Source organism: Peribacillus suis (assembly GCF_059384845.1).
This window is the reverse complement of record NZ_CM182019.1, coordinates 2,011,370-2,031,520: the sequence shown is the minus strand read 5'-3', so window position 1 is coordinate 2,031,520 and position 20,151 is coordinate 2,011,370. Positions and strand designations below refer to the sequence as shown.

The following is a 20,151-nucleotide window of genomic DNA, read 5'->3' as shown; positions in this document are numbered from 1 at the left end:
TAAACCATTGAAAGGCCTAATCTCCTAGAGCTTGTACATCGAATCATAAAAGTAGTAATCCTACTTTCTCCACTAAGATTCATTTTTTTCATAACTCAACATAATGATAGTAATACCCTATTTGAATTCATACATGACCGGGGGAGGATCATGAATCAACTATTCGAAATCTTGGAAGAAGTGCAAAACACTTCTATGGAGTGTGTCTTAGCAACAATTATTCAGGTGAAAGGTTCGGCATACTTGCGTGAAGGTACCTCGATGCTCATAAAAAAAGATGGCACATTCACAGGCATTATTAGTGCTGGTTGTTTGGAAACCGATTTATTGCATCATTCTCAAAGAATATTTGAAAGTAAAAAAGCGGAAACCATCGTCTATAACATGGAAAATAATGAAGATTTGGATTGGGGAGTATCTACAGGTTGTAATGGAATCTTATATATTTTACTTGAATATGTAGATCATAAGTTAAAAGAAAATCTTTTATGTATCAACGACACAATCACCAAGGGTAAGGATATCATTTATCAAAGAGTACTAAGTAATGAATGGAACTTATCAGAATCCTATTTTTCACCAGAAGATTCATTCAAAGACGAATCGCTTAGATATAGTCAAACATCTAATTATGTATTTACTCAAAAGTTCTCGCCAAAACCTCGATTAATTATCTTTGGTGCTGGAGCAGATGCACATCCAGTTGTTTCTTTAGCTTCCCAAACCGGATTCTCGGTTACAGTTTGTGATTGGAGAGAATCACTTTGTAACGAACATAATATACCTGAAGCGGATAAGTATATAATTGGCTTCCCAAAAGAAATTGAGAAACAAATTTCCTTCAAAAAAGACGATTATGTCATTATGATGACCCATAACTTTCAGAGAGATAAGGAAATCCTTTCTTTTGTTAAAGATGAGTCATTATTCTATTTAGGCATTTTAGGTTCAAGAAAGCGAACGGCAAGTCTATTTGATGATGAAATCCCTAAGAATATACATGCACCCATTGGTTTATCGATCGGAGCTGTAGGACCATATGAGATTGCAGTAAGTATCATAGCTGAACTAATTCATATAAAAACAAGGAAGACCAGTCAATGAGAATTTCCGGTATATACTTGGCTGCTGGTAATAGTTATCGTATGGGAACAAATAAATTAACCTTAACATTAGGTAATAAAGAAATAGGTAGATGGGGTTTAGAAAAGGCCCTCGATTCAAATCTGGATGATATTATCCTCATTTCTCAACACCAAAATCGACTAGACTTATCTGGATTATGCACCCAAAAAGTAATGGAAGTAGAAGTTACCAAATCTAATGCGGGACAATCTCACTCACTTAAAGTCGGTATAGAACAAGCGAACATCTTACATTCGGATGCAGTCATCATTTTACTTGCCGATCAACCTTTTATTACGACAGATATGATAAATCAACTCATTAAAATATATAAACAAAAACCTACTACCTCCTTTGTTGCCTCTAGTTTTCTTGATATTATCCAGCCACCCATTCTTTTAGATAACCAGCTTTTTTCCAAGATACTTCACTTAACAGGAGATCAAGGTGCAAAAAAGATATTGAAGGAGCAAATGGAGCAAGGAATTCTTTTACCCTTTAATGACGAAAAACTGTTTACTGACATTGATTATATGGATGAGTACTTGTTTTGGAAAAAACACGTAGAATCAAACAGATAATGAGGGGATTTATATGGATATCATTGGAAAAGGTGTGATTCGTAAAGATGCGTGGGATAAGGTGACCGGTCAAGCCAGGTATACAGGAGATCATCATCATGCAAATATCCTTTCCGTTAAAAAGGTGATCAGTCCTTATGCTCATGCACTAATTAGAAAGATTGATATATCGAAAGCTGAAAAAATCAGTGGGGTCCGTGCAATCATAACAGGCGGAAATTTACCCCTAACAGGAGAAGAGATTAGAGATCGTTATCCCATAGCTCAAGACAAAGTCCGTTATCACGGTGAAGTTGTCGCACTCGTAGTCGCGGACACGCCTAAACAAGCAAGAATGGCTGCTGACCAGGTAAAAGTTGTTTATGAACCTTTGCCTGTTGTCAATTCTCCGACTGAAAGCATAAACCCTTCATCTCCTCTACTCCATTCCCATTTAGGTACATATACAAAAATATTCGAGGTATATCCTGAACCAGGTACGAATATAGCAAATCATTCAAAAATCCGAAAAGGTGATAAAGAAAGTGGATGGCAAGAGAGCGATATAATCGTTGAAGAAAATTTCTCCTTTTCTCCTTCTGATCATGTTGCAATGGAAACAAGATGTTCATTGGCAGAAATTCATGCAGATCAAAAAGTCTTCATCACTTCTTCTTCGCAAGCTCCTTTCATGATCAAGCGGCTGATAAGCGATTACTTTGGCGTTGAAATCGGAAAAGTCGTCGTAAACACTCCTTTGGTTGGAGGAGGATTCGGCGGTAAAGCCTCAGTACAACTTGAGCTATTAGCCTATATCGCTTCTAAAGCGGTCGGTGGAAAGTTGGTTAAGGTGGAAAATAGTCGTGAAGAGGATATCATTACATCCCCATGCCATATAGGTTTAGATGCGACAGTGAAACTGGGATGCACACAGTCTGGGGTCCTTAAGGTAGCTGAATTGACTTATCTCTGGGATGGGGGAGCATATGCTGACAAGGCTACAGACCTTAGTCGTGCTGGAGCAGTGGATTGCACGGGACCCTACCACATTGAAAATGTTTGGTGTGATTCTTTTTGTATGTATACAAATCATCCATACGCCTCTCCATATCGAGGGTTTGCCCATGCAGAGGTTTTGTTTGCTTTTGAGAGGACCATGGATTCTCTTTCAAAAAAACTTGGCATGGATCCACTTGAACTTCGTGAACGGAATGCGATACTTCCTGGACATTCTACTCCAACTCAAGTTACGTTGAATTCAAGTACCGTAGGGAATCTTCCTGAGTGTATACATGTCCTCAAGAAAAAAATGAATTGGGAAGAAGGACAGTTCATTAGAAAAAGTGACAAAACAGTATTGGCGAAGGGGATAGCTTGCGTATGGAAAAATTCCACCATTGATACAAACGCAGGGTCCGGTGTGATTTTAACATTCAATCCTGATGGGAGTGTTAACCTTATATCAGGAGTAGTGGAAATCGGCACAGGTACGAAAACGGTGTTGGCACAAATTGTATCAGATAAATTGAAGATAGAAGTCGATCGTGTGAATGTTCAGATGGGAGTCCATACGCTAAGTACTCCTGAGCATTGGAAGACGGTCGCTAGTCGTGGAACGTTCATGGCTGGAAGAGCAGCAATCCAAGCCGCTGAAGATGCTATCTTTCAAATCAAGAAACTTGCTTCGGTTGTATTAGGAGTTCCCCTGGAAGACATTGAAATCGGTCAGGAAATTGTATATCTCAAGGGTGATCCAACAATACGCATTCCTTTCAAGGAGCTAGTTTATGGATATACTTATCCAAATGGAAATGCCATTGGAGGACAAATCATCGGTAGAGGACATTATATAACTCCCCATATTTCCAAATTAGATTCCGAAACGGGAGCAGGGAACCCAGGACCTGAATGGACAGTAGGCGTACAAGGGGTTGAAGTAGAATATGATACCCATGAATATACCTATAAGGTAGTAAGAGCCATATCCGTCATCGATGCAGGGAAAGTGCTGAACCAAAAAACGGCAGAAGGTCAAATAATGGGGGCAATGAGTATGGGCTTAGCCTTTGCTGGTCGTGAAACGTTCTATTTCGACCATGTAGGCAGAGTCCTTAACCCGCAATTCAGGACGTACCGACCCTTAAGATATGGTGAAAATCCCGAATACATTTGTGAGTTTTTAGAAACACCACATTTAGAAGCACCATATGGGGCAAGAGGTCTTGGTGAACATGGCCTGTTAGGAATGCCAGCTGCATTAGGTAACTGTTTATCTCTTGCTGCGGGTATACCTTTAAATCAATTACCCTTACTTCCCGAACTAATTTGGGAAGGGAAGAAAGAAGGGAGGCATCACTGATGTTACCCTTCCATTTTGATTATTATAAACCAGAATCCATACAAGAAGCTCTTGACCTTTTTCAAACATTAAAAGTTCAAGGAAAGACTCCTTTGTACTATGGTGGAGGAACAGAGATTATAACATTAGGACGACTGAATCTTGTATACGCCGATGCTATTATAGATTTAAAAGGAATTTACGAATGTAATATATTTGAATTCCAAAATAATGAACTCATTATTGGTTCTATGGTGAGCCTAAGCGATTTTGAAGAGAAAAAGCTTTTCCCTTTATTAACGAAGACTTCAAAAGAAGTTGCAGATTATACTTCAAGAAATAAGATTACAATTGGCGGGAATATATGTGGGAATATTTTTTATAGAGAGTCTGTTCTGCCATTCTTATTAGCGGATAGTGCTGTAATTATTGCAGGACCTAAAGGAATAAGAAAATTATTATTAAGCAAAGTTTTTCATAAAGAATTACAACTGGAAGAAGGTGAATTTCTAGTGCAAATCCTTACAGAAAAAGAGTATCTTCCTGCTCCCCATCTGAGTATTAAGAAACGGCAACAATGGGATACGGGATATCCACTTTTGACCGTGGCTTCCCTGAAAAAAGACGGTTATGTACGTTTTGCATTTAGCGGAGTTTGTCCATTTCCCTTTCGTTCGATCCCAATGGAAGAAACCCTCAATGACCAGAATTTATCCTATAAAGACCGAGTTTTGGCATCTTTTGAATACTTGCCTAATTCAATTTTAAATGACATTGAAGGATCTAATGAATATCGACTATTTGTATTGGAAAATACGCTAACTTCTATTTTGTCTAAGTTGGGTGATGAAGAATATGAATAGAAATTTGGGGAATCAAAATACAACAATTCGCTTAAAAATTAATCAGGAGAGGTACGAGAGAGAGATACTGGCCTCAGATCTATTACTAGATGTATTGCGAAAAATAGGATTCACGGGAGCCAAGCCAGGATGCTTAAATGGTGATTGCGGGGCATGCACGGTAATCATGGGTAAACAGCCAATGAAATCATGTTTAGTATTAGCGATTGAAGCCAATGATACAGAAATCATTACTATTGAAGGTCTTCACAAAACCCCCATACAACAGGCATTCGTTGAGCATTTTGCTTTTCAATGCGGGTACTGTACACCTGGATTTATCATGAATGCTACGGCTTTACTTCTTAATGACAACGACCCAACCCCTGAGAAAATCAAAACATGGCTTTCTTCTAATATTTGTCGATGCACCGGGTACAAAGAAATTGAAGAAGCGGTGCATTCAGCCATACACAATTTAAAATTCAATGAATGAAGTGACGGATTTCTGTTTACCTGAATAAAATGCCTACATGGGGAGTGATGATATTGAATGAATCCTGTGAGAAGGATACCAATTTAACGATAATTCACTCCTTTCAGCGTAGTATTGAAATTACGACAGCGATCCTTTTATTGACCGGACAGATCACAATTATTGGCGTGTTTGTAAGACCGGGTAGATTTAGCCTCTCTTTAGGTGGGCCACTTTTTGGAGGGCATCGTTTAGAGGGAAAGAATCATGAGGAAGTTGGAAATCTTTTCATCGATATACTTGATATTATTTTAGCTATATTACTCATCAATAACGTCATACATGTTACTGGCACATTCGTTTCATCCGGTGACTTCTCCATTAATGTTTCGGGCCCCATTTTTGGTTACCCGGAAGTTGTCCCTGCACTGCCTTTTGAAGATTATGACTTTTTTAATAAAATCGTAAGTAAACATTACAACGTTCCTCCAGAAATGGTAACTAAATTAAGAGGGAATGAGTATAATGTCATTAACTGATATACCTACCGTAAAAAATTCGAGGTACAATGTATTTCTAATAGCTCTTCCTATAATTTTTTTCATTTTTTTCTTCACTCAACAAAAAACCACGGACCAATAAACTACAAAAAGGAATTGTCATCATTTTATAGACATTTAGAGGTAAAGCATATCAAATGGCTTTACCTTTCTTATTTCATACACTTCATGGACCAAAGTGACAGGTAATATTGGACTCTTCAATGGAAGAGCAATTAAGTGACAGACACGTGATCAGAAGGTATCCACTAAATACAGCCCTGCTTAACCAGAGTTCCTGATTAGAGAGCATTATTTCTAGGTGACAAGTGAGCCATCCCTTTCTTTCATAACCTAAGCATAATAGGTAGAGAGCGACAGGTAAGACAAATAGTGAAAAAACATGGGTTATAAAATAGATTCTTCCCTATATTAATTACATCATAAGGTGAGCCGTGCCTTCACCTGAATTTATTATTTAATCTCGTAATTCCATAAAATAAGGAAGCATCCCTACCCATTTTGTTACGTGTATTCATGTATGGACGAAGACAATTCTGGAAGATTCGATCACAGTGTTCTGAAGGTCCATATTTTTCATAACAAATATCATGTGATTTGCAGCACGAATCGACCGCGTTAGTAGGTGCACCAGGTCCCGAACAACCCGGACCACACCATCTATACCCTGGTACACAAAAACCTCGATTTAATCGTTTACTTCTGTTCAAAATACCGCCTTCTTTCCTAAGAGGGATTAGCTATAATACTTTATGTAGGAATACCTGGAAGCGGTAGGGCTTTTTGCAGACTGTCATAAAATATATAGGAAAAGGGCATTGGCTTTGGAAATGAGAAAATGAAATGAAGACAAAGCACGCTATCCTATTTTCAAAACGTTATTCTATATGGATAGATATCGTTTGATTACTGATACTATGAGGTTTTAAAAGGGTAATAGCTTCCTGATTTCGGAGGTTGGTTATAAGTTCCAAACCCTTTCTCTTGAACTCGTTCCTTTTAAGGAGTACATTATTTTGTGACTTATGAAAAACTTACTAAAGGAGAACTAAATTGAACAGAAGTGATAGATTAAAAAAGCGTCAATGGACTTTATATATAGCCATAGCAATCTTTACTCTTATCCTTTTTCTTGGCACATGGAATCAGGTAGCCAAGAATAAGAATACTTTCGTTCCGGCTGGGGGAAGTTCAAATGAAAGTGATCAAATGTTAACAATCGAATTGCCTGATGGTAATGTGATGACCACTGAACAAAAGAACATCTATTATAAAGGTGACAAAGTATATTACAAAAGCAAATATAATGAAATTGATATTACTGGTGCCAAAATCAAACAAAAAAAGTAGCTAGTAAATTTTCCACGAACTATATGCAATGAAGTAGGAAGCGAAAAGGGGACGGTAGCATGAAATACGGCCTTTCCGATTTTTTTAAACTATTGGAAGCTTATTTTCCCCGTTATCTCCAATGCTATCAAGTGTAGCTGTGGCCATTTGTTCTCTAATACGTTTAATATGGACATCCATTAGGTGCTTGGCTTTGTCGGCATCCTTTAATGCGATAGAAATATAGATATCTTTATGTTCTTGAAGGGTTTCTTGAAAGTGACCTGGTTTAGAAAAACGGTGATGTCTAGTCGCTTGAATCGTTTCTTTCATTTGATCACTAAGGGTATGTACCAGGCCTGCAAATATGGAATTGTTTGTAGCTTGTGCAATACTATTATGGAACAACAGATCTGCTTGTAAACCCAATTCATCATCGTGTTCTGAATTCGCCATATCTTCTAAAGCCTTAAGCATTTTTTGTAAATCTAGCGAGGTTGCTTTCTGTGCGGCTAAAAATGCACACTCAGTTTCAATTACTCTACGAACTTCGAGCATTTCATAAACCATATCATTCTCAGCATCAGTGATGGTGGTAGATAACTGATTGATCAGTGACTGAACTTCAGAATGTCTTATAAATCTCCCATCGCCTGGTCTTACCTCTATGACTCCGTTAATCTCCAATACCCGAAGAGCTTCTCTGATAGAAGTTCGACTCACCTTAAACCGTATGGATAGATCCCGCTCAGAGGGTAACTTATCACCAGGTTTGAGTTCCCCGATAATAAAAGATTCTTTAATTTGATTGAAGATTATTTCGTATACTTTTGGCGATTTAACTGGTATAGAATCCATTACTCATTACACATCCTTATCCCACTATAAGTGGACTCATTTTAACAAGCATTTCTCATTGTAGCAAGCGGATAAGTGGAATGTACTTTCACTTTCCATAATAAATACGAGTCTTAACATTGGTTAGACCAATATTGATAACTTTCCCCCTTATAAAAGATAGATTTCATACATGGTGATATTGGAGGAACCTACCAATCTTTAATAAATATGTGTTTTATTAGCGTTAATTTCAAGAAAACGGAAAGTTGTTGAAAAAATCAAAATATTTAGTATAATGAAAACTGGTTGGACCAATTATTAAGGTTCATAATAACTCGTGGACAAATAACTCGTTTATGAAATCGTTTACTTTATTACAATCAGATATTTGAGTAGAAAGTGGGAGATGGGGATGGAAGCAACTAGCGTAGATTTAGTAAAGGCTTTAAAAGAAGTTCTATCGGAAAGTCAAGTAACCGAAAACCAGACAGTAAGAGAACTGCATGGCAGAGATGAATCCTATCATGCTACAAGCCTTCCGGATATTGTTGTATTTCCGGAAACAACGCAGCAAGTGAGCGAAGTTGTAAAGGTGGCAAGTATACATAAAGTTCCAGTGGTTCCTTTTGGATTGGGATCTAGCTTAGAAGGGCATGTCATCCCATACCAACATGGTATCACCATTGACTTTTCACTAATGAATAAAGTATTGGAAGTACGTGGTGATGATTTTCTTGTAAAGGTGCAGCCTGGCGTGACTCGTTCTCAACTGAACAAAGAATTGAAAAAATACGGTTTATTCTTTTCCGTCGATCCGGGAGCAGATGCTACCCTAGGAGGGATGGCTGCTACCAATGCCAGTGGAACTACATCAGTTAAATATGGTGTAATGCGAGACCAGGTCCGTGATCTTGAAGTGGTTCTTGCGGATGGTTCAATTATACATACCGGTAATTTGGCCGCTAAATCATCATCAGGTTACCATCTAAACGGCCTATTCGTTGGTTCTGAGGGGACCCTAGGATGTTTTACTGAATTAACCCTTAGAGTTTACGGAATTCCTGAGCATATTATGGCCGCAAGAGCATCCTTTCCTTCATTGAATGATGCAGTTGAAGGCGTAGTATCTATATTACAGGCTGGCATTCCAATCGCAAGGGTAGAGCTAGTGGATGAGCCATCCATGAAACAGGTGAATCTCCATAGCGAAACAAGCTATAACGAAGGCCCTACGCTATTTTTGGAGTTTCATGGGAATGAAGCTGGATTGAAACAAGATGTAGCTTTCACAAAAGAAATAGTAGCAGAACATAATTGCCTCGATATTGAATTCGAAACAGATAATGCTGCTAGGAACCGCCTATGGGAAGCTCGCCATAATCTTGCCTATGCTTATATTCACGGCCATCCTGGGAAAAAACTGATGGTAACGGATGTCTGCCTGCCGATATCGGAGCTATCTGGAGCCATTCACCACGCCAGGGAAACGGTGGATTCATTAGGTCTGACCGGTGGAATCGTTGGCCATGTAGGCGATGGCAACTATCATATCCTCTTAATGATCGATAACGAAAATAAAGAAGAGGTGGGAAGGGCTAAACAATTAAATGAACAAATTGTTCTATACGCCCTTGAACGCAACGGAACATGTACGGGAGAACATGGAGTGGGAGTCGGTAAACAAAAATATCAGAAACAAGAACATGGGGAGTCACTCTTGGTGATGGAAAAAATAAAAAAAGCCCTTGATCCTGACAATCTATTAAATCCAAGTAAAATATTCATGCAAGAAGGAGAGTGACGAGATGAAAGTTCTAGAAACTCTCAGTGCGTTAGCCGGAAAATATTTTGCTGTTTGGGTTATCTTAATATCCGTCATTGCCTTTATGTTTCCAGATCCCTTTTTGGGTCTTGGAGGGTATATTACGATATTGTTAGGCATTGTCATGTTCGGAATGGGTCTTACGTTAAAGGCAGTTGATTTTAAAATCATCATTACAAAACCTCTGCCCGTAATCATTGGTGTTGCCGCACAGTTTGTCATCATGCCATTAGTGGCATTCTTTATTGCGAAAGTCATGAATTTACCACCTGAATTGGCTGCAGGGTTGGTGTTACTTGGCTGTGTACCAGGCGGGACCGCCTCGAACGTTATGGTATATCTAGCAAAAGGGAATGTTCCCTTGTCAATTGCTATGACTTCGGTATCAACCTTACTGGCTCCAATTATGACACCATTGCTTCTGCTGTTGCTGGCAGGCCAATGGATGCCGGTTAATTTTTCATCAATGTTCATGTCCATCGTTCAAGTCATCATTCTTCCCATTGTTTTAGGTCTGATCATTAAAAAGTTTTTCCCAGTTATAGTAGAGAAAAGCTTAACCGTATTACCGCTTATATCTGTTGTAGCTATTATCACGATTGTAAGCGCAGTAGTTTCAGGAAACGCCTCCAGTATTGCTACATCTGGGTTCCTTATTTTCACGGCAGTCATGCTTCACAATGGATTCGGACTTCTGATTGGTTACTTTGCGGCAAAAGCGCTTGGGCTTGATGAAGTGAATAGAAGGGCGATTTCAATTGAAGTGGGCATGCAAAACTCTGGATTAGGCGTTGCCCTTGCAACTGCTCATTTCGGACCGTTAGCAGCGCTCCCAAGCGTTCTGGCGGCTGCTTGGCATAATATATCCGGACCCATTCTTGCGACATACTGGTCAAAAAAGTCTGCTGGTAATAAAGAGATCGAGGAAATACCGGTGCAGCCAATGGAGACGAAGGTTTAAATATGAATGATTTAAGAATTCCATTCTTCATGGGATTCTTTTTTTGTCTGAAATTGAAAAGTCCAAAGAATTTAGATCCAATAGTAGAATGTCGAACAGTAGAGTTTTTGGGATCAGACAAGAATTCAGACAAGGTGAAAGTAACACTTTGTCTCACATAATCATGTACATCATATGAAATAGTATCTATTATTGGTCTCCAAATAAAATTTCATTCTATTTGGAGATCCTTTGAACATATAATGAAAAAATTCAGAACTACGTTCGACAGCAACAATATATTGTCGTTCAATAAAAGGAAATCTGTAAAATATTTCGAATGGTATTTGCATATTAAAAGATTTTGGAAGGATTCCTGAACCAAGTAGGATTGGCCTTTTTCTGTGAAATGCTTATGAAAAAGAAAATGGGGCAAAATAATTGCCTTTGAGCACGGGGCGGGAATCGAATGAGATTAAATGGAATGTAGATTCGGAGTTTATTAGGGAGGTATATAAGTGGGCAATATTGATAATAGAAAACGATTAGATGAAGCTCCGTTTAGTTACAGAATTACCAAAAGTAATACTGTTTTTATCGATTATAAGGGAAAACAAGTAAAATTATTAAAAGGTAAAGATGCTGAAAAAATTTTAGAAAAGATTAACATTGCTGAAAATGAAAAAGCAGTGCAACTGATATTGGCAAAGATCACAGGGAACTTTAAAAGAGGAAATGAACGTATTGTGAATTCAAAGAATAATGGAAAATCCTAAAAAAGTAATACACTTATTGAGCAAATAGGGGCTTTAGTTCAATAACGAGTCGGGCACTTCCTTTTACTAAAAGGAGAGATTATCGGACATTAAGAAGGAGAAGTCATTATGAGGAACTGGAAGAAGAAAACTTCACTAGTATAGATATTATAGGAATGAGCAGCGCCTTAAATGGACTGCTCTTATTTATTATCTCAGCTCCGCTCATTAAATCGTTTTGGTGCATTATAAAATTTTTGGTGCATTAAAGAGCGAAACCTGTGTAGCATTTTATACGGAAACCTTTTTACGATTATAAGAACCCTTTCCTTTCTTATTCTTGATTACACGAGTGGAGGGGTCGAAAGCCCAACACATTCTACTATTTGTTAGTTCGCCAATTGTTTTCTTTTTAGTTTTAGCCATATGTATTCCTTCTTTCGTAGATATGTAGAAATAAAAAAAGACAGCCGGAAATGGCTACCTTTCTATGGAAGGGAGGAAAATAAGATGTCAAACATAAAGTAAAAGGGACTAGCTTTATATGGCTAATCCTTTTTCTTTTCTGCAAAATAAAAACCGATCTTAGTTATCAAGTATAAGATAAACAAGACATAAAGATTTCTTGAAATGACTAGACCATTGACACCTAGTTCATACCCTAATGGTATTAAAAAGTCGGGATTAAATACAATAACAAGAGCGATCACTAAAGGTATCAAGGTCAATATTAAAAATAACTTTTGATTATTACTCATAGGTATCCTCCAATCCTAATTTATGTATGTATTGGTATTCTCATTATAATAACATCCAATATTTACAAATAACACAAAATTAGAAAGAGAAGGAGGGGTTGGGCTTAAGGTTATCCGAGCTTTTTATTCTCATGAGCCAATTGAACGTTTAACAGCAATTAATTCTGCTTTTTCATTATATGCTTATACATAACCTTGTAACATTGATCCCAATTCTGAAAGAACAGCATTAATTACCTGGAGCATCCAAAGTTCCAGCTACCATAGTGTTATGAAATGCAGGAATTACTTTAGAATTATTTTGATTTTCAACGGGAACTAATGGGGCTTTAGATTAATAAAAAGATCACAAAAAGTGGTTATTCTTGAAATCAATATTAAAGTATAACAGAATCTATGGAAAGAAGGTAACACTTTAATGGAATGTAAAATATATAATAGATTAATGTCATCAGTCATGAAAGGTTAGGGCAGAAAGTCTGTCACAGAGCAAAATGAATAATTCTAGTTTACATAATATATATTATAGGAAGTTATAAAATAATATCAACATTTGTCTCATATCATAAGAATACTTAACTAAGTGAGACCAAATCAAAATTTATGTTTTTATATAAAGCTCTAACATAACTATGAATTTTATAACACATACAAGTTTTCATCTATTTAAATGATTTAGATTTAATGTAAATAATTTATAAAACTATTATTGATTATTCTTGATCAGGATCACTTACAATTTTCATTCATTTTAATGCACTCACAGTAAATGTAATCTGGAAACTCCAGTGTTATTTTATTTCCATAACAGAAATATTAATAATATGAGCTCCTGCTTATATTATTAATATTAGTCTCGCTTTAAATTACTTACCAAATAATAACAAGCGTTTGTATCACATTTTGTATCAAGCCTGTACGTTATAACAGCAAACCACCAAGAGTCTTTAATTCTAAATGAAACAACATCCAAAATACTTTTTTATTGTTATGTAAACTTTGGTTTACTATACGAGTAATATCTCTCAATTTTGGATGTGTATTGACTTGAATTGTTTTTAAACCCACTATCAATATTACCCGCCCTTCCCCTTCTATCTCGTATTATATATATTAGTAAAATCCGTTTACTTCACTGGCTTCAATCAATCAAAAGTATAACGAATGAACAAGATATTCTTAAAACGCCCATTACTATATCAATATATATAAATATAACTAAAATGATAAAAATCACGGGTTAACACTTCAATAAAAGTATTTCAGAATAATAAATTCATTCGAATTTATTAGTGATTTCCACTTTAACACTAATAATATCTATAAATTCTTTTCAACATCACAACCTTCCCAATTGTTAAATATAACTGTAGCCGCTTTCCATAAATTAAACTGATAATGATAATTATGTTTCCTTTCCGTTTTCCCTCCAGTCTGATTTTGTTACGAATGATAGCAATTCCGTTAATACGTTCACTAATAAGTTCGCTGAGTATAAATGGACAAGTGTCACTCCTAACTATTAATTGAATACACACTTTAGTCAATTAATTAGTTAGATATAGATTTCTTTTATAAGCAAAGTTATACAGATTTAAAACTATATTTCTAAACATTCCTCCATTATACCTACTATCAGTAAAGTACTTTACTCGCATTGACTAAGAAAAAAATCAATTGTAACCTTTAATAATATCTTACTCAAATTAAAGTAATTTGTTTTGAGTAAGATGAAGTTCTAATTAAGGAGGTTAGTGAAATAAGTAATCATAGTACATGTACTTATTACTAAACTGCAAATTAATTAATAATTTTGGATTCTGGATTCTTTGAATGAAATAGTTTTGCTTTACGACAACTTACACGAGTATGAACTAATAACCAATATTTATTAGGAAGGATGATAGAACATGAATAAGTCAGATCAAATGATGCCAGAGCAAGTTCTAAATCTATTAAGTGGAGAAAATAAAGAGAATCCATTTTCTATATTCGCGCAAATACGTAAAGCGGGATCTGTCATTTCTATTCCAAACCCTTTTGGCCAAACAGATAGTAAAGCATGGCTAGTTGTACATATGGATGAAGCGATTCAAGTTTTGAAACAGCACGCTATATATACTGTAGACCCAAAAACGATTGAGAATGACAAAAGCTTTAGGGATAAAATGGCTAATGATGTAGATTCATCGTCGCCCGATACCTTTTTCACTGGGAAGTCCATGCTCTTTGCTGTTGGTGTAGATCATAGAAGATTACGTATGTTAGTTTCAAAAGCCTTTACACCTCGATACATGGAAGGGTTACGTTCTCGCGTTCAAGAAATCGCCGATGAATTACTGGATCAAGTTCAGTCTCAAGGTGAGATGGACATTGTTAAAGACTATGCTTACCCCTTACCGATAAACGTAATTTCAGAAATGTTAGGTGTGCCCCATGAAGATCGTGAAAAACTTAAAGTTTGGTCCACCGTAATCGCTAATGGCCTAGGTTTGGGTAAACAAGACCCGACAGTTGGGAAGCACTTACAAGAGTTCGGGGAATATACTGAAATGTTAGTTGAAGAAAAAAGGAAGAATCCTTCCGATGACTTAATTAGCCAGTTGATTGCCATTGAAGAACAAGGTGAGCGTCTTGATAAGTCAGAATTGATTTCGATGATCACTTTACTTATTTTTGCTGGTCATGAGACAACGTCGAACTTAATTGCAACTGGCACTATGATGTTATTTGAACATCCAGAACAGTTAGAAATGCTTAAGGCTGATTTAACTTTAGTTCCTTCAGCTGTTGAAGAACTATTGCGATTCAATGGTCCATCAACGATTGTAGGACCACGTTTTGCTAAAGAAGATACACGATTGGGTGGGCAGCAAATCAAAAAAGGAGATTTACTACTTGTGATGGTGAAAGCCGCCAATCGTGATGAGAACGTCTTTACTGACTCAGAAGATTTAGATATTAAACGTAAGATAGATCGTCACCTCGCCTTTGGACATGGCCTACACGTATGTCTAGGGTCTCCGCTTGCTCGTATAGAAGGAGATATTGCCTTCACTACGCTTTTAAAACGAATGCCCAACTTAAGGTTAAGTATTCCTAAGGAGAAAGTTGAGTGGCAGTTTTCACTCTCATCCCAAAGTCTTGATTCACTTCCTGTTGCTTTTTAGAAATGTATTCACTCTTCTAGTTTCGATACTTACCAAAATAAAAACCCAAACCACTAATAGGTATTTATTGTTTTGGGTTTTTCACTATTAGAATATAGGTATCATCAACCAACATCCACTTCCTAATTAACTTTTAGTACAAATGCATAAAAAGCATCACCTTTGGACACAGTAGCATCCTCTCCATCCATCCACCACACACTATATGAATAATAGTAAATCCCTTTTTCTTTAGGAACAGTAAACTGATCATCCCTTAAATGAATGTCTGTTTCTTTATTTTTCTCATTCGCATTAAACTGTGTTATATACATTTCATTTGGTTTAGGTTCATAATCCATCTTTATGGTAACCTTCTCACCTGGTAGTGCCTCAATAGGCTTTTTATCCGCTAATAGTTCCACTGGTCCTGCCATATCTACACAAGTATTTACTTTGTTATCGCTCCAACAGTAAGTACCTAGTTTCGTTTCATATGCTTCATTAGCCAGTTCAATCTGAACCTTTGGGGGCTTTTCCCCATCCATTTCATTACTGTTTGAACACCCCATTAGATTAAGCGCAAAGAATGATAATGCTAACCATTTTTTCATATAGAATCCCCTCCTTTATTAGATAGACGTTAATTCATATGAAAAGTTGCCCCAAGTCCCCATTAATGAAGTATAGAACTATAAATAATTTTTATCACATTATGAAACCCCTTGTTATCAGGTACGAATTCAATTAATCATGAATGTACTCTACAAAATCCACTTAACTCCTCTCCCTATGTATGCATATCTCCAAAGTAGATGTCCTTTCTCTTAATCTAGTCTGAACCTTCCAATACCAATATCGTTTAAATAAACTTGTACGTTACTTTGAATGGGTACTTCTTTAATGGCCATAAAGCCACTATCCTTGATTTTTTCTTCTAATTTGAGCCCAACATATTACTTAAACCCCTTACGTCTGCAAAGCCTTACCAGTCAACAGTATGAGCTTAACAAAATGATAGATTAAAATAGCATTAAGAAAACGAATAAAAGACGGAGTTTTTGAACCCCGCCCATCTTTCTTAAAAGATTCTCTCCTCGTTTAACTCGATTGCCAACTGTTTGAAAAACGACAGTGATTCAGGATTGCTCATGGAATCGGGATTTACTACTTTATCGAATTCGAATCCTAATAGTAGTTTACGTATTAGCACTTCCATCTTCTTACCATTCAACGTTTTTGGTATTTGATTGACGAGATAAATCTCATCTGGAATAAAGCGTGGGGAAACATGTTCCCTAATTTCATTTTTGATTTTTGTCATCAGATTCGAATCGAGAGAGTTCCCTTGCTTAAGGACAACGAATAGCAGCAAGGATGATCCTCGACCAAGTACCTCCCTATCAATAACCAGGCTCTCCATCACTTCATCCATCGCTTCCACGACACGGTAAATATCACTGGTCCCCATGCGTACACCTGAACGGTTGATGGTAGAATCTGAACGTCCATAAATGATGCAGCTGCCTCTATCATCAATCTTAATCCAGTCGCCATGCTTCCAGATGCCTGGATACGTATCGAAGTAACTATCGAAGTATCTTGCACCATCATGATCATTCCAAAAATATAGCGGCATGGAAGGCATCGGTTTAGTGATCACTAGTTCACCGACATCGTTTACTAGTGAGTTCCCTTGTTCATCAAATGCTTCAACATGGACACCTAACGAGCGACCCTGTATTTCTCCAATCCTAACGGGAAGTATGGATACACCCCCCACAAAGCCGGAGCATACATCAGTCCCTCCACTGGATGAACTAAGCCAAATATCCATTTTAACATGTTCATACACCCACTTATAAGCATCACTTGATAAGGGGGCCCCCGTAGAAAAAAGAGATTTTAATTTTGATAGATCATATGTTTCGATTGGTTTAATGCCTAGTTTCATCGAGCTGGTAAGAAAAGGAGCACTAGTACCAAATGAAGTCACACCTGCATCTTCTGCCAATTTCCAAAGTGTATCCATGTCAGGATAGGAAGGACTGCCATCATAGAGGACAATGGTCGCCCCATTGAGTAGTCCGGCCATCAACAGGTTCCACATCATCCAGCCAGTCGTTGTGAACCAGAAAACCGTATCTTCAGATGTCATATCTTGATGCAGGCGCGTGGCTTTTAAATGCTCTAGAATGATTCCTCCATGTCCTTGAACAATCGGTTTCGGCATGCCCGTGGTACCTGAAGAATAAAGAATCCAAAGTGGGTGGTCGAATGCAACGCTTTCAAAGGACAACTCTGATGATTCTATTAAAAGTGTTTTCCATGGAATGATATTTTCTATTTTTTGCTCTAGATTCTTTTTATCTATGTAAGGAACTAGTACGGTATGTTTAACTGTAATCAATTCTTTTTGTAACTGGGCAACTACGGATGTTTTATCGAACGACTTTCCATTATAGTGATATCCATCAACAGCAAATAAAACAACGGGTTCTATCTGTTTGAAGCGATCAATGACGCTTTTTGCCCCAAAGTCAGGTGAGCAGCTTGACCAAATGGCACCTATACTGGCCGTAGCCAAGAACGCAATGACGGTTTCAGGGATATTGGGCATGTATGCAACAACTCGATCACCCGATTTCACCCCTAGTTTTCTTAATGAGTGAGAAACAGAGGCAACTTTTTCTTTTAGCGCTTTCCAGCTGATTTCTTGATTGACTATATGCTCGGAACGAAAGAAAATGGCCGTCTTGCCTTCTTGTTCTTTCGATAGGGCATTCTCCGCATAATTTAACCGCGAGCCTTCAAACCACTTAGCACCTGGCATCGTCTGATCCGCTAAAACCCTATCATATGGTCTAGTTGCAATCACTTCGCAAAATTCCCACACAGATGCCCAAAATTCCTCGAGTTCATCAACTGACCATTTCCATAGTTGTTGATAATCTTGAAATTCCAAGCCTTTCTTTTCTTTCAACCAGTTTGCATAGTGTGTCAATCCCGTTTGCTCAATCCGCTTTTGTGTCGGTTCCCAAATGATTTGTCCTTCTGTAAGTGACTTCATATCATTTTCCCCCTTCGCTATCAAAAATCAAACAGTTTATTACTAGTTGTTTATCAATGCACACATCCTATAAATGGTAATTCAACTTGATGATACTGGATTGTTGAAATACCGTCAATCCGTATACAGTCAAGAAGGCTGAATTATTCGATATTTCCCTTCAAACACGCCTATAGACCTTCACGTACTATAAAAGCTAGATTGAATATTTACTTAAAACGAAGTGATAAATATCTCCATTAATTTGTACCCATGAAAGCAGAGAATGAGGTTCTTCTTCTGAGAATCCCTCACAAGTTTTGTCTTAAAGAAATTTAAAGCTTCCCTATAACTAAACGTAAAAAACACTGAAACGAATGGTCCATTTCAGTGTCTAAATAGCTTTTTTCTTAATAAAGGGCTGATTTCGCAAGTGTGGTAATCGTAACATCATCCATGGGTGGATTATGAAGTCCTGCACGTACATCGCGGTAATATCGTTGCAGCGGATTAGACCGTTGCAGACTCTTCGCTCCAACGACTCTCATCGCCTTGTCGACAATGGTTATGGATTTGTTGACGACCGATAATTTAACCGCTCCTAATTCTTTTGATAATTCGTCATGATTTTCGGGTTGCATTTCCCATTTTTCCGCAATGGAAAAGAGAAAATGTCGCGCTTCCATTAATGCCAATTCAATTTCCCCAATTGTTCTTTGCACATTCGGAAGGTCGCGGATGGGTCCGGGTAGACTATTTGGGGAATACGTCTTTGCAAATTCGACTGCATAATTTCTTGCTGCGGTCGCAATTCCCAGATAACAAGCTGGTATATGCAGTAGCCAAGCATCCGGTATTCTTTTACCGGGATTTTTTTGCATGACATAGTACTTTTCTGGAATGATAACGTCATCTAAGACAAGATCATGACTACCTGTTCCCTGCATGGAAATCATATCCCATGTTTCTTCTATCGATACTCCTGGAACGTCTCGATGGACCAAAAAAGTACCCATCTGTTCTTCTTCCGTTACCCAGGCGGTAACAAGAAAGATATCAAGGACTGGGGAAAGCGTCGTAAACGTTTTACGGCCACTAAGTATCCATTTATCGCCTTTCTTACGTGCAGTCGTTTCAGGACGTCCTCCACGTGTGGGACTACCCGTTCCGGCTTCTGATGCAGCCGTATTGACAAGGGCTCCTCTAGATATTTCTTCGAAAAATTCGTCCATGACCTCTTTTTTCCACGGCCTTTTCTCCGTTAAAGATAAAACCGTCCCAACATGCCAACCAATTCCTAAAGCGGTTGGTCCACAATATTCTGCAATTTTCTCCTGGGCTAAGAGAAAATCATATAAGGAACCGCCCTGTCCTCCAAACTCTTTAGCTAACGTTAATGTTGGATAACCGAATGCTTTTAATTCTTGAATGTTGTCAAAAGGAAAACCTTTAGACTCATCAAGTGATTCGGAACGATCCGGGAAGGACTGTATCGCTCGCTCTAATTCTTCTATATATTTTTTTTGCGCGTCTGTTTGATAAAACATGTCAATCATCCCTTCTAGATATGTAACCAAATACTCTTACAAGTATTCGCGAGTATCATCCA

General features: G+C 37.5%; 18 protein-coding genes. 11 read left to right on the top strand and 7 right to left on the bottom strand.

All coding sequences use genetic code 11. The annotated features are described in order from the left end of the window. Positions 1-150: 150 nt before the first annotated feature. Genes AC503W_RS09880 through AC503W_RS09855 form a run of 6 tightly spaced genes read left to right on the top strand, consistent with a single transcriptional unit; the run spans position 151 to position 5,879 of the window. The gene (locus tag AC503W_RS09880; RefSeq protein WP_494917126.1) at positions 151-1,104 is read left to right on the top strand and encodes an XdhC family protein; all 954 of its coding nucleotides are present in this window, start codon (positions 151-153) and stop codon (positions 1,102-1,104) included. After that, positions 1,101-1,706, top strand: a complete 606-nt coding sequence (locus AC503W_RS09875) for a nucleotidyltransferase family protein (protein WP_402959417.1) — start codon at positions 1,101-1,103, stop codon at positions 1,704-1,706. Before AC503W_RS09880 ends, AC503W_RS09875 begins: the two co-directional genes overlap by 4 nt. Positions 1,707-1,719: 13 nt before the next feature. Then, entirely contained in the window at positions 1,720-4,044 is a 2,325-nt protein-coding gene (locus AC503W_RS09870) for a xanthine dehydrogenase family protein molybdopterin-binding subunit (RefSeq protein WP_494917124.1), read from the top strand. After that, complete coding sequence (locus AC503W_RS09865; RefSeq protein WP_402959421.1) at positions 4,044-4,886, top strand: FAD binding domain-containing protein; 843 nt, start codon at positions 4,044-4,046, stop codon at positions 4,884-4,886. The genes AC503W_RS09870 and AC503W_RS09865 overlap by 1 nt, the downstream gene beginning before the upstream one ends. Continuing rightward, a complete protein-coding gene (locus tag AC503W_RS09860; RefSeq protein WP_402959423.1) occupies positions 4,879-5,361 on the top strand; it encodes a (2Fe-2S)-binding protein in 483 nt (160 codons plus the stop codon). The genes AC503W_RS09865 and AC503W_RS09860 overlap by 8 nt, the downstream gene beginning before the upstream one ends. Positions 5,362-5,408: 47 nt before the next feature. Then, positions 5,409-5,879: a hypothetical protein gene (locus AC503W_RS09855; protein WP_402872986.1), complete on the top strand. Its 471-nt coding sequence runs from the start codon at positions 5,409-5,411 to the stop codon at positions 5,877-5,879. 461 nt (positions 5,880-6,340) lie between these two features. Here AC503W_RS09855 and AC503W_RS09850 read toward each other — a convergent pair whose 3' ends face one another. After that, on the bottom strand, positions 6,341-6,610 hold the full coding sequence (locus AC503W_RS09850; RefSeq protein WP_402872983.1) for a Parvovirus coat protein VP1-like protein: 270 nt from the start codon (positions 6,608-6,610) through the stop codon (positions 6,341-6,343). 343 nt (positions 6,611-6,953) lie between these two features. On the opposite strand from AC503W_RS09850, the gene AC503W_RS09845 reads away from it, so the two are divergent. Next, the gene (locus AC503W_RS09845; protein WP_403122838.1) at positions 6,954-7,250 is read left to right on the top strand and encodes a hypothetical protein; all 297 of its coding nucleotides are present in this window, start codon (positions 6,954-6,956) and stop codon (positions 7,248-7,250) included. Positions 7,251-7,334: 84 nt separating this feature from the next. Here AC503W_RS09845 and AC503W_RS09840 read toward each other — a convergent pair whose 3' ends face one another. Further along, on the bottom strand, positions 7,335-8,087 hold the full coding sequence (locus tag AC503W_RS09840) for a FadR/GntR family transcriptional regulator (protein ID WP_494917114.1): 753 nt from the start codon (positions 8,085-8,087) through the stop codon (positions 7,335-7,337). A 394-nt stretch (positions 8,088-8,481) separates the two neighbouring features. Between AC503W_RS09840 and AC503W_RS09835 the strand changes: the two genes are divergently transcribed. From AC503W_RS09835 to AC503W_RS09825, 3 genes are all read left to right on the top strand, one after another. After that, complete coding sequence (locus AC503W_RS09835) at positions 8,482-9,870, top strand: FAD-binding oxidoreductase (RefSeq protein WP_494917113.1); 1,389 nt, start codon at positions 8,482-8,484, stop codon at positions 9,868-9,870. Positions 9,871-9,874: 4 nt separating this feature from the next. After that, positions 9,875-10,852: a bile acid:sodium symporter family protein gene (locus tag AC503W_RS09830; protein ID WP_494917111.1), complete on the top strand. Its 978-nt coding sequence runs from the start codon at positions 9,875-9,877 to the stop codon at positions 10,850-10,852. Positions 10,853-11,349: 497 nt separating this feature from the next. After that, positions 11,350-11,607 carry a hypothetical protein gene (locus AC503W_RS09825; protein ID WP_402959434.1) on the top strand — a complete coding sequence of 86 codons (258 nt, stop codon included), beginning with the start codon at positions 11,350-11,352 and terminating at the stop codon, positions 11,605-11,607. Positions 11,608-11,877: 270 nt separating this feature from the next. Here the strand turns inward: AC503W_RS09825 and arfA are convergent, their stop codons facing one another. After that, positions 11,878-12,012: an alternative ribosome rescue factor ArfA gene (gene arfA, locus AC503W_RS09820; RefSeq protein ID WP_402991715.1), complete on the bottom strand. Its 135-nt coding sequence runs from the start codon at positions 12,010-12,012 to the stop codon at positions 11,878-11,880. Positions 12,013-12,134: 122 nt separating this feature from the next. After that, entirely contained in the window at positions 12,135-12,344 is a 210-nt protein-coding gene (locus tag AC503W_RS09815; protein ID WP_494917108.1) for a hypothetical protein, read from the bottom strand. Positions 12,345-14,254: 1,910 nt separating this feature from the next. Between AC503W_RS09815 and AC503W_RS09810 the strand changes: the two genes are divergently transcribed. Then, complete coding sequence (locus AC503W_RS09810; RefSeq protein ID WP_494917106.1) at positions 14,255-15,514, top strand: cytochrome P450 family protein; 1,260 nt, start codon at positions 14,255-14,257, stop codon at positions 15,512-15,514. A gap of 122 nt (positions 15,515-15,636) precedes the next feature. Here AC503W_RS09810 and AC503W_RS09805 read toward each other — a convergent pair whose 3' ends face one another. From AC503W_RS09805 to AC503W_RS09795, 3 genes are all read right to left on the bottom strand, one after another. Continuing rightward, a complete protein-coding gene (locus AC503W_RS09805; protein WP_494917104.1) occupies positions 15,637-16,107 on the bottom strand; it encodes a hypothetical protein in 471 nt (156 codons plus the stop codon). 467 nt (positions 16,108-16,574) lie between these two features. After that, on the bottom strand, positions 16,575-18,563 hold the full coding sequence (locus AC503W_RS09800) for an acetoacetate--CoA ligase (protein ID WP_494917102.1): 1,989 nt from the start codon (positions 18,561-18,563) through the stop codon (positions 16,575-16,577). Between the two features lie 389 nt (positions 18,564-18,952). Then, on the bottom strand, positions 18,953-20,098 hold the full coding sequence (locus tag AC503W_RS09795) for an acyl-CoA dehydrogenase family protein (RefSeq protein WP_402991701.1): 1,146 nt from the start codon (positions 20,096-20,098) through the stop codon (positions 18,953-18,955). Positions 20,099-20,151 lie beyond the last annotated feature (53 nt).

Coding starts and splice junctions, on each gene's coding strand:
- AC503W_RS09880 (WP_494917126.1), top strand. CDS start 151: ATGAATCAACTATTCGAAATCTTGGAAGAAGTGCAAAACACTTCTATG.
- AC503W_RS09875 (WP_402959417.1), top strand. CDS start 1,101: ATGAGAATTTCCGGTATATACTTGGCTGCTGGTAATAGTTATCGTATG.
- AC503W_RS09870 (WP_494917124.1), top strand. CDS start 1,720: ATGGATATCATTGGAAAAGGTGTGATTCGTAAAGATGCGTGGGATAAG.
- AC503W_RS09865 (WP_402959421.1), top strand. CDS start 4,044: ATGTTACCCTTCCATTTTGATTATTATAAACCAGAATCCATACAAGAA.
- AC503W_RS09860 (WP_402959423.1), top strand. CDS start 4,879: ATGAATAGAAATTTGGGGAATCAAAATACAACAATTCGCTTAAAAATT.
- AC503W_RS09855 (WP_402872986.1), top strand. CDS start 5,409: ATGATATTGAATGAATCCTGTGAGAAGGATACCAATTTAACGATAATT.
- AC503W_RS09840 (WP_494917114.1), bottom strand. CDS start 8,087: ATGGATTCTATACCAGTTAAATCGCCAAAAGTATACGAAATAATCTTC.
- AC503W_RS09835 (WP_494917113.1), top strand. CDS start 8,482: ATGGAAGCAACTAGCGTAGATTTAGTAAAGGCTTTAAAAGAAGTTCTA.
- AC503W_RS09830 (WP_494917111.1), top strand. CDS start 9,875: ATGAAAGTTCTAGAAACTCTCAGTGCGTTAGCCGGAAAATATTTTGCT.
- arfA (WP_402991715.1), bottom strand. CDS start 12,012: ATGGCTAAAACTAAAAAGAAAACAATTGGCGAACTAACAAATAGTAGA.
- AC503W_RS09815 (WP_494917108.1), bottom strand. CDS start 12,344: ATGAGTAATAATCAAAAGTTATTTTTAATATTGACCTTGATACCTTTA.
- AC503W_RS09810 (WP_494917106.1), top strand. CDS start 14,255: ATGAATAAGTCAGATCAAATGATGCCAGAGCAAGTTCTAAATCTATTA.
- AC503W_RS09805 (WP_494917104.1), bottom strand. CDS start 16,107: ATGAAAAAATGGTTAGCATTATCATTCTTTGCGCTTAATCTAATGGGG.
- AC503W_RS09800 (WP_494917102.1), bottom strand. CDS start 18,563: ATGAAGTCACTTACAGAAGGACAAATCATTTGGGAACCGACACAAAAG.
- AC503W_RS09795 (WP_402991701.1), bottom strand. CDS start 20,098: ATGATTGACATGTTTTATCAAACAGACGCGCAAAAAAAATATATAGAA.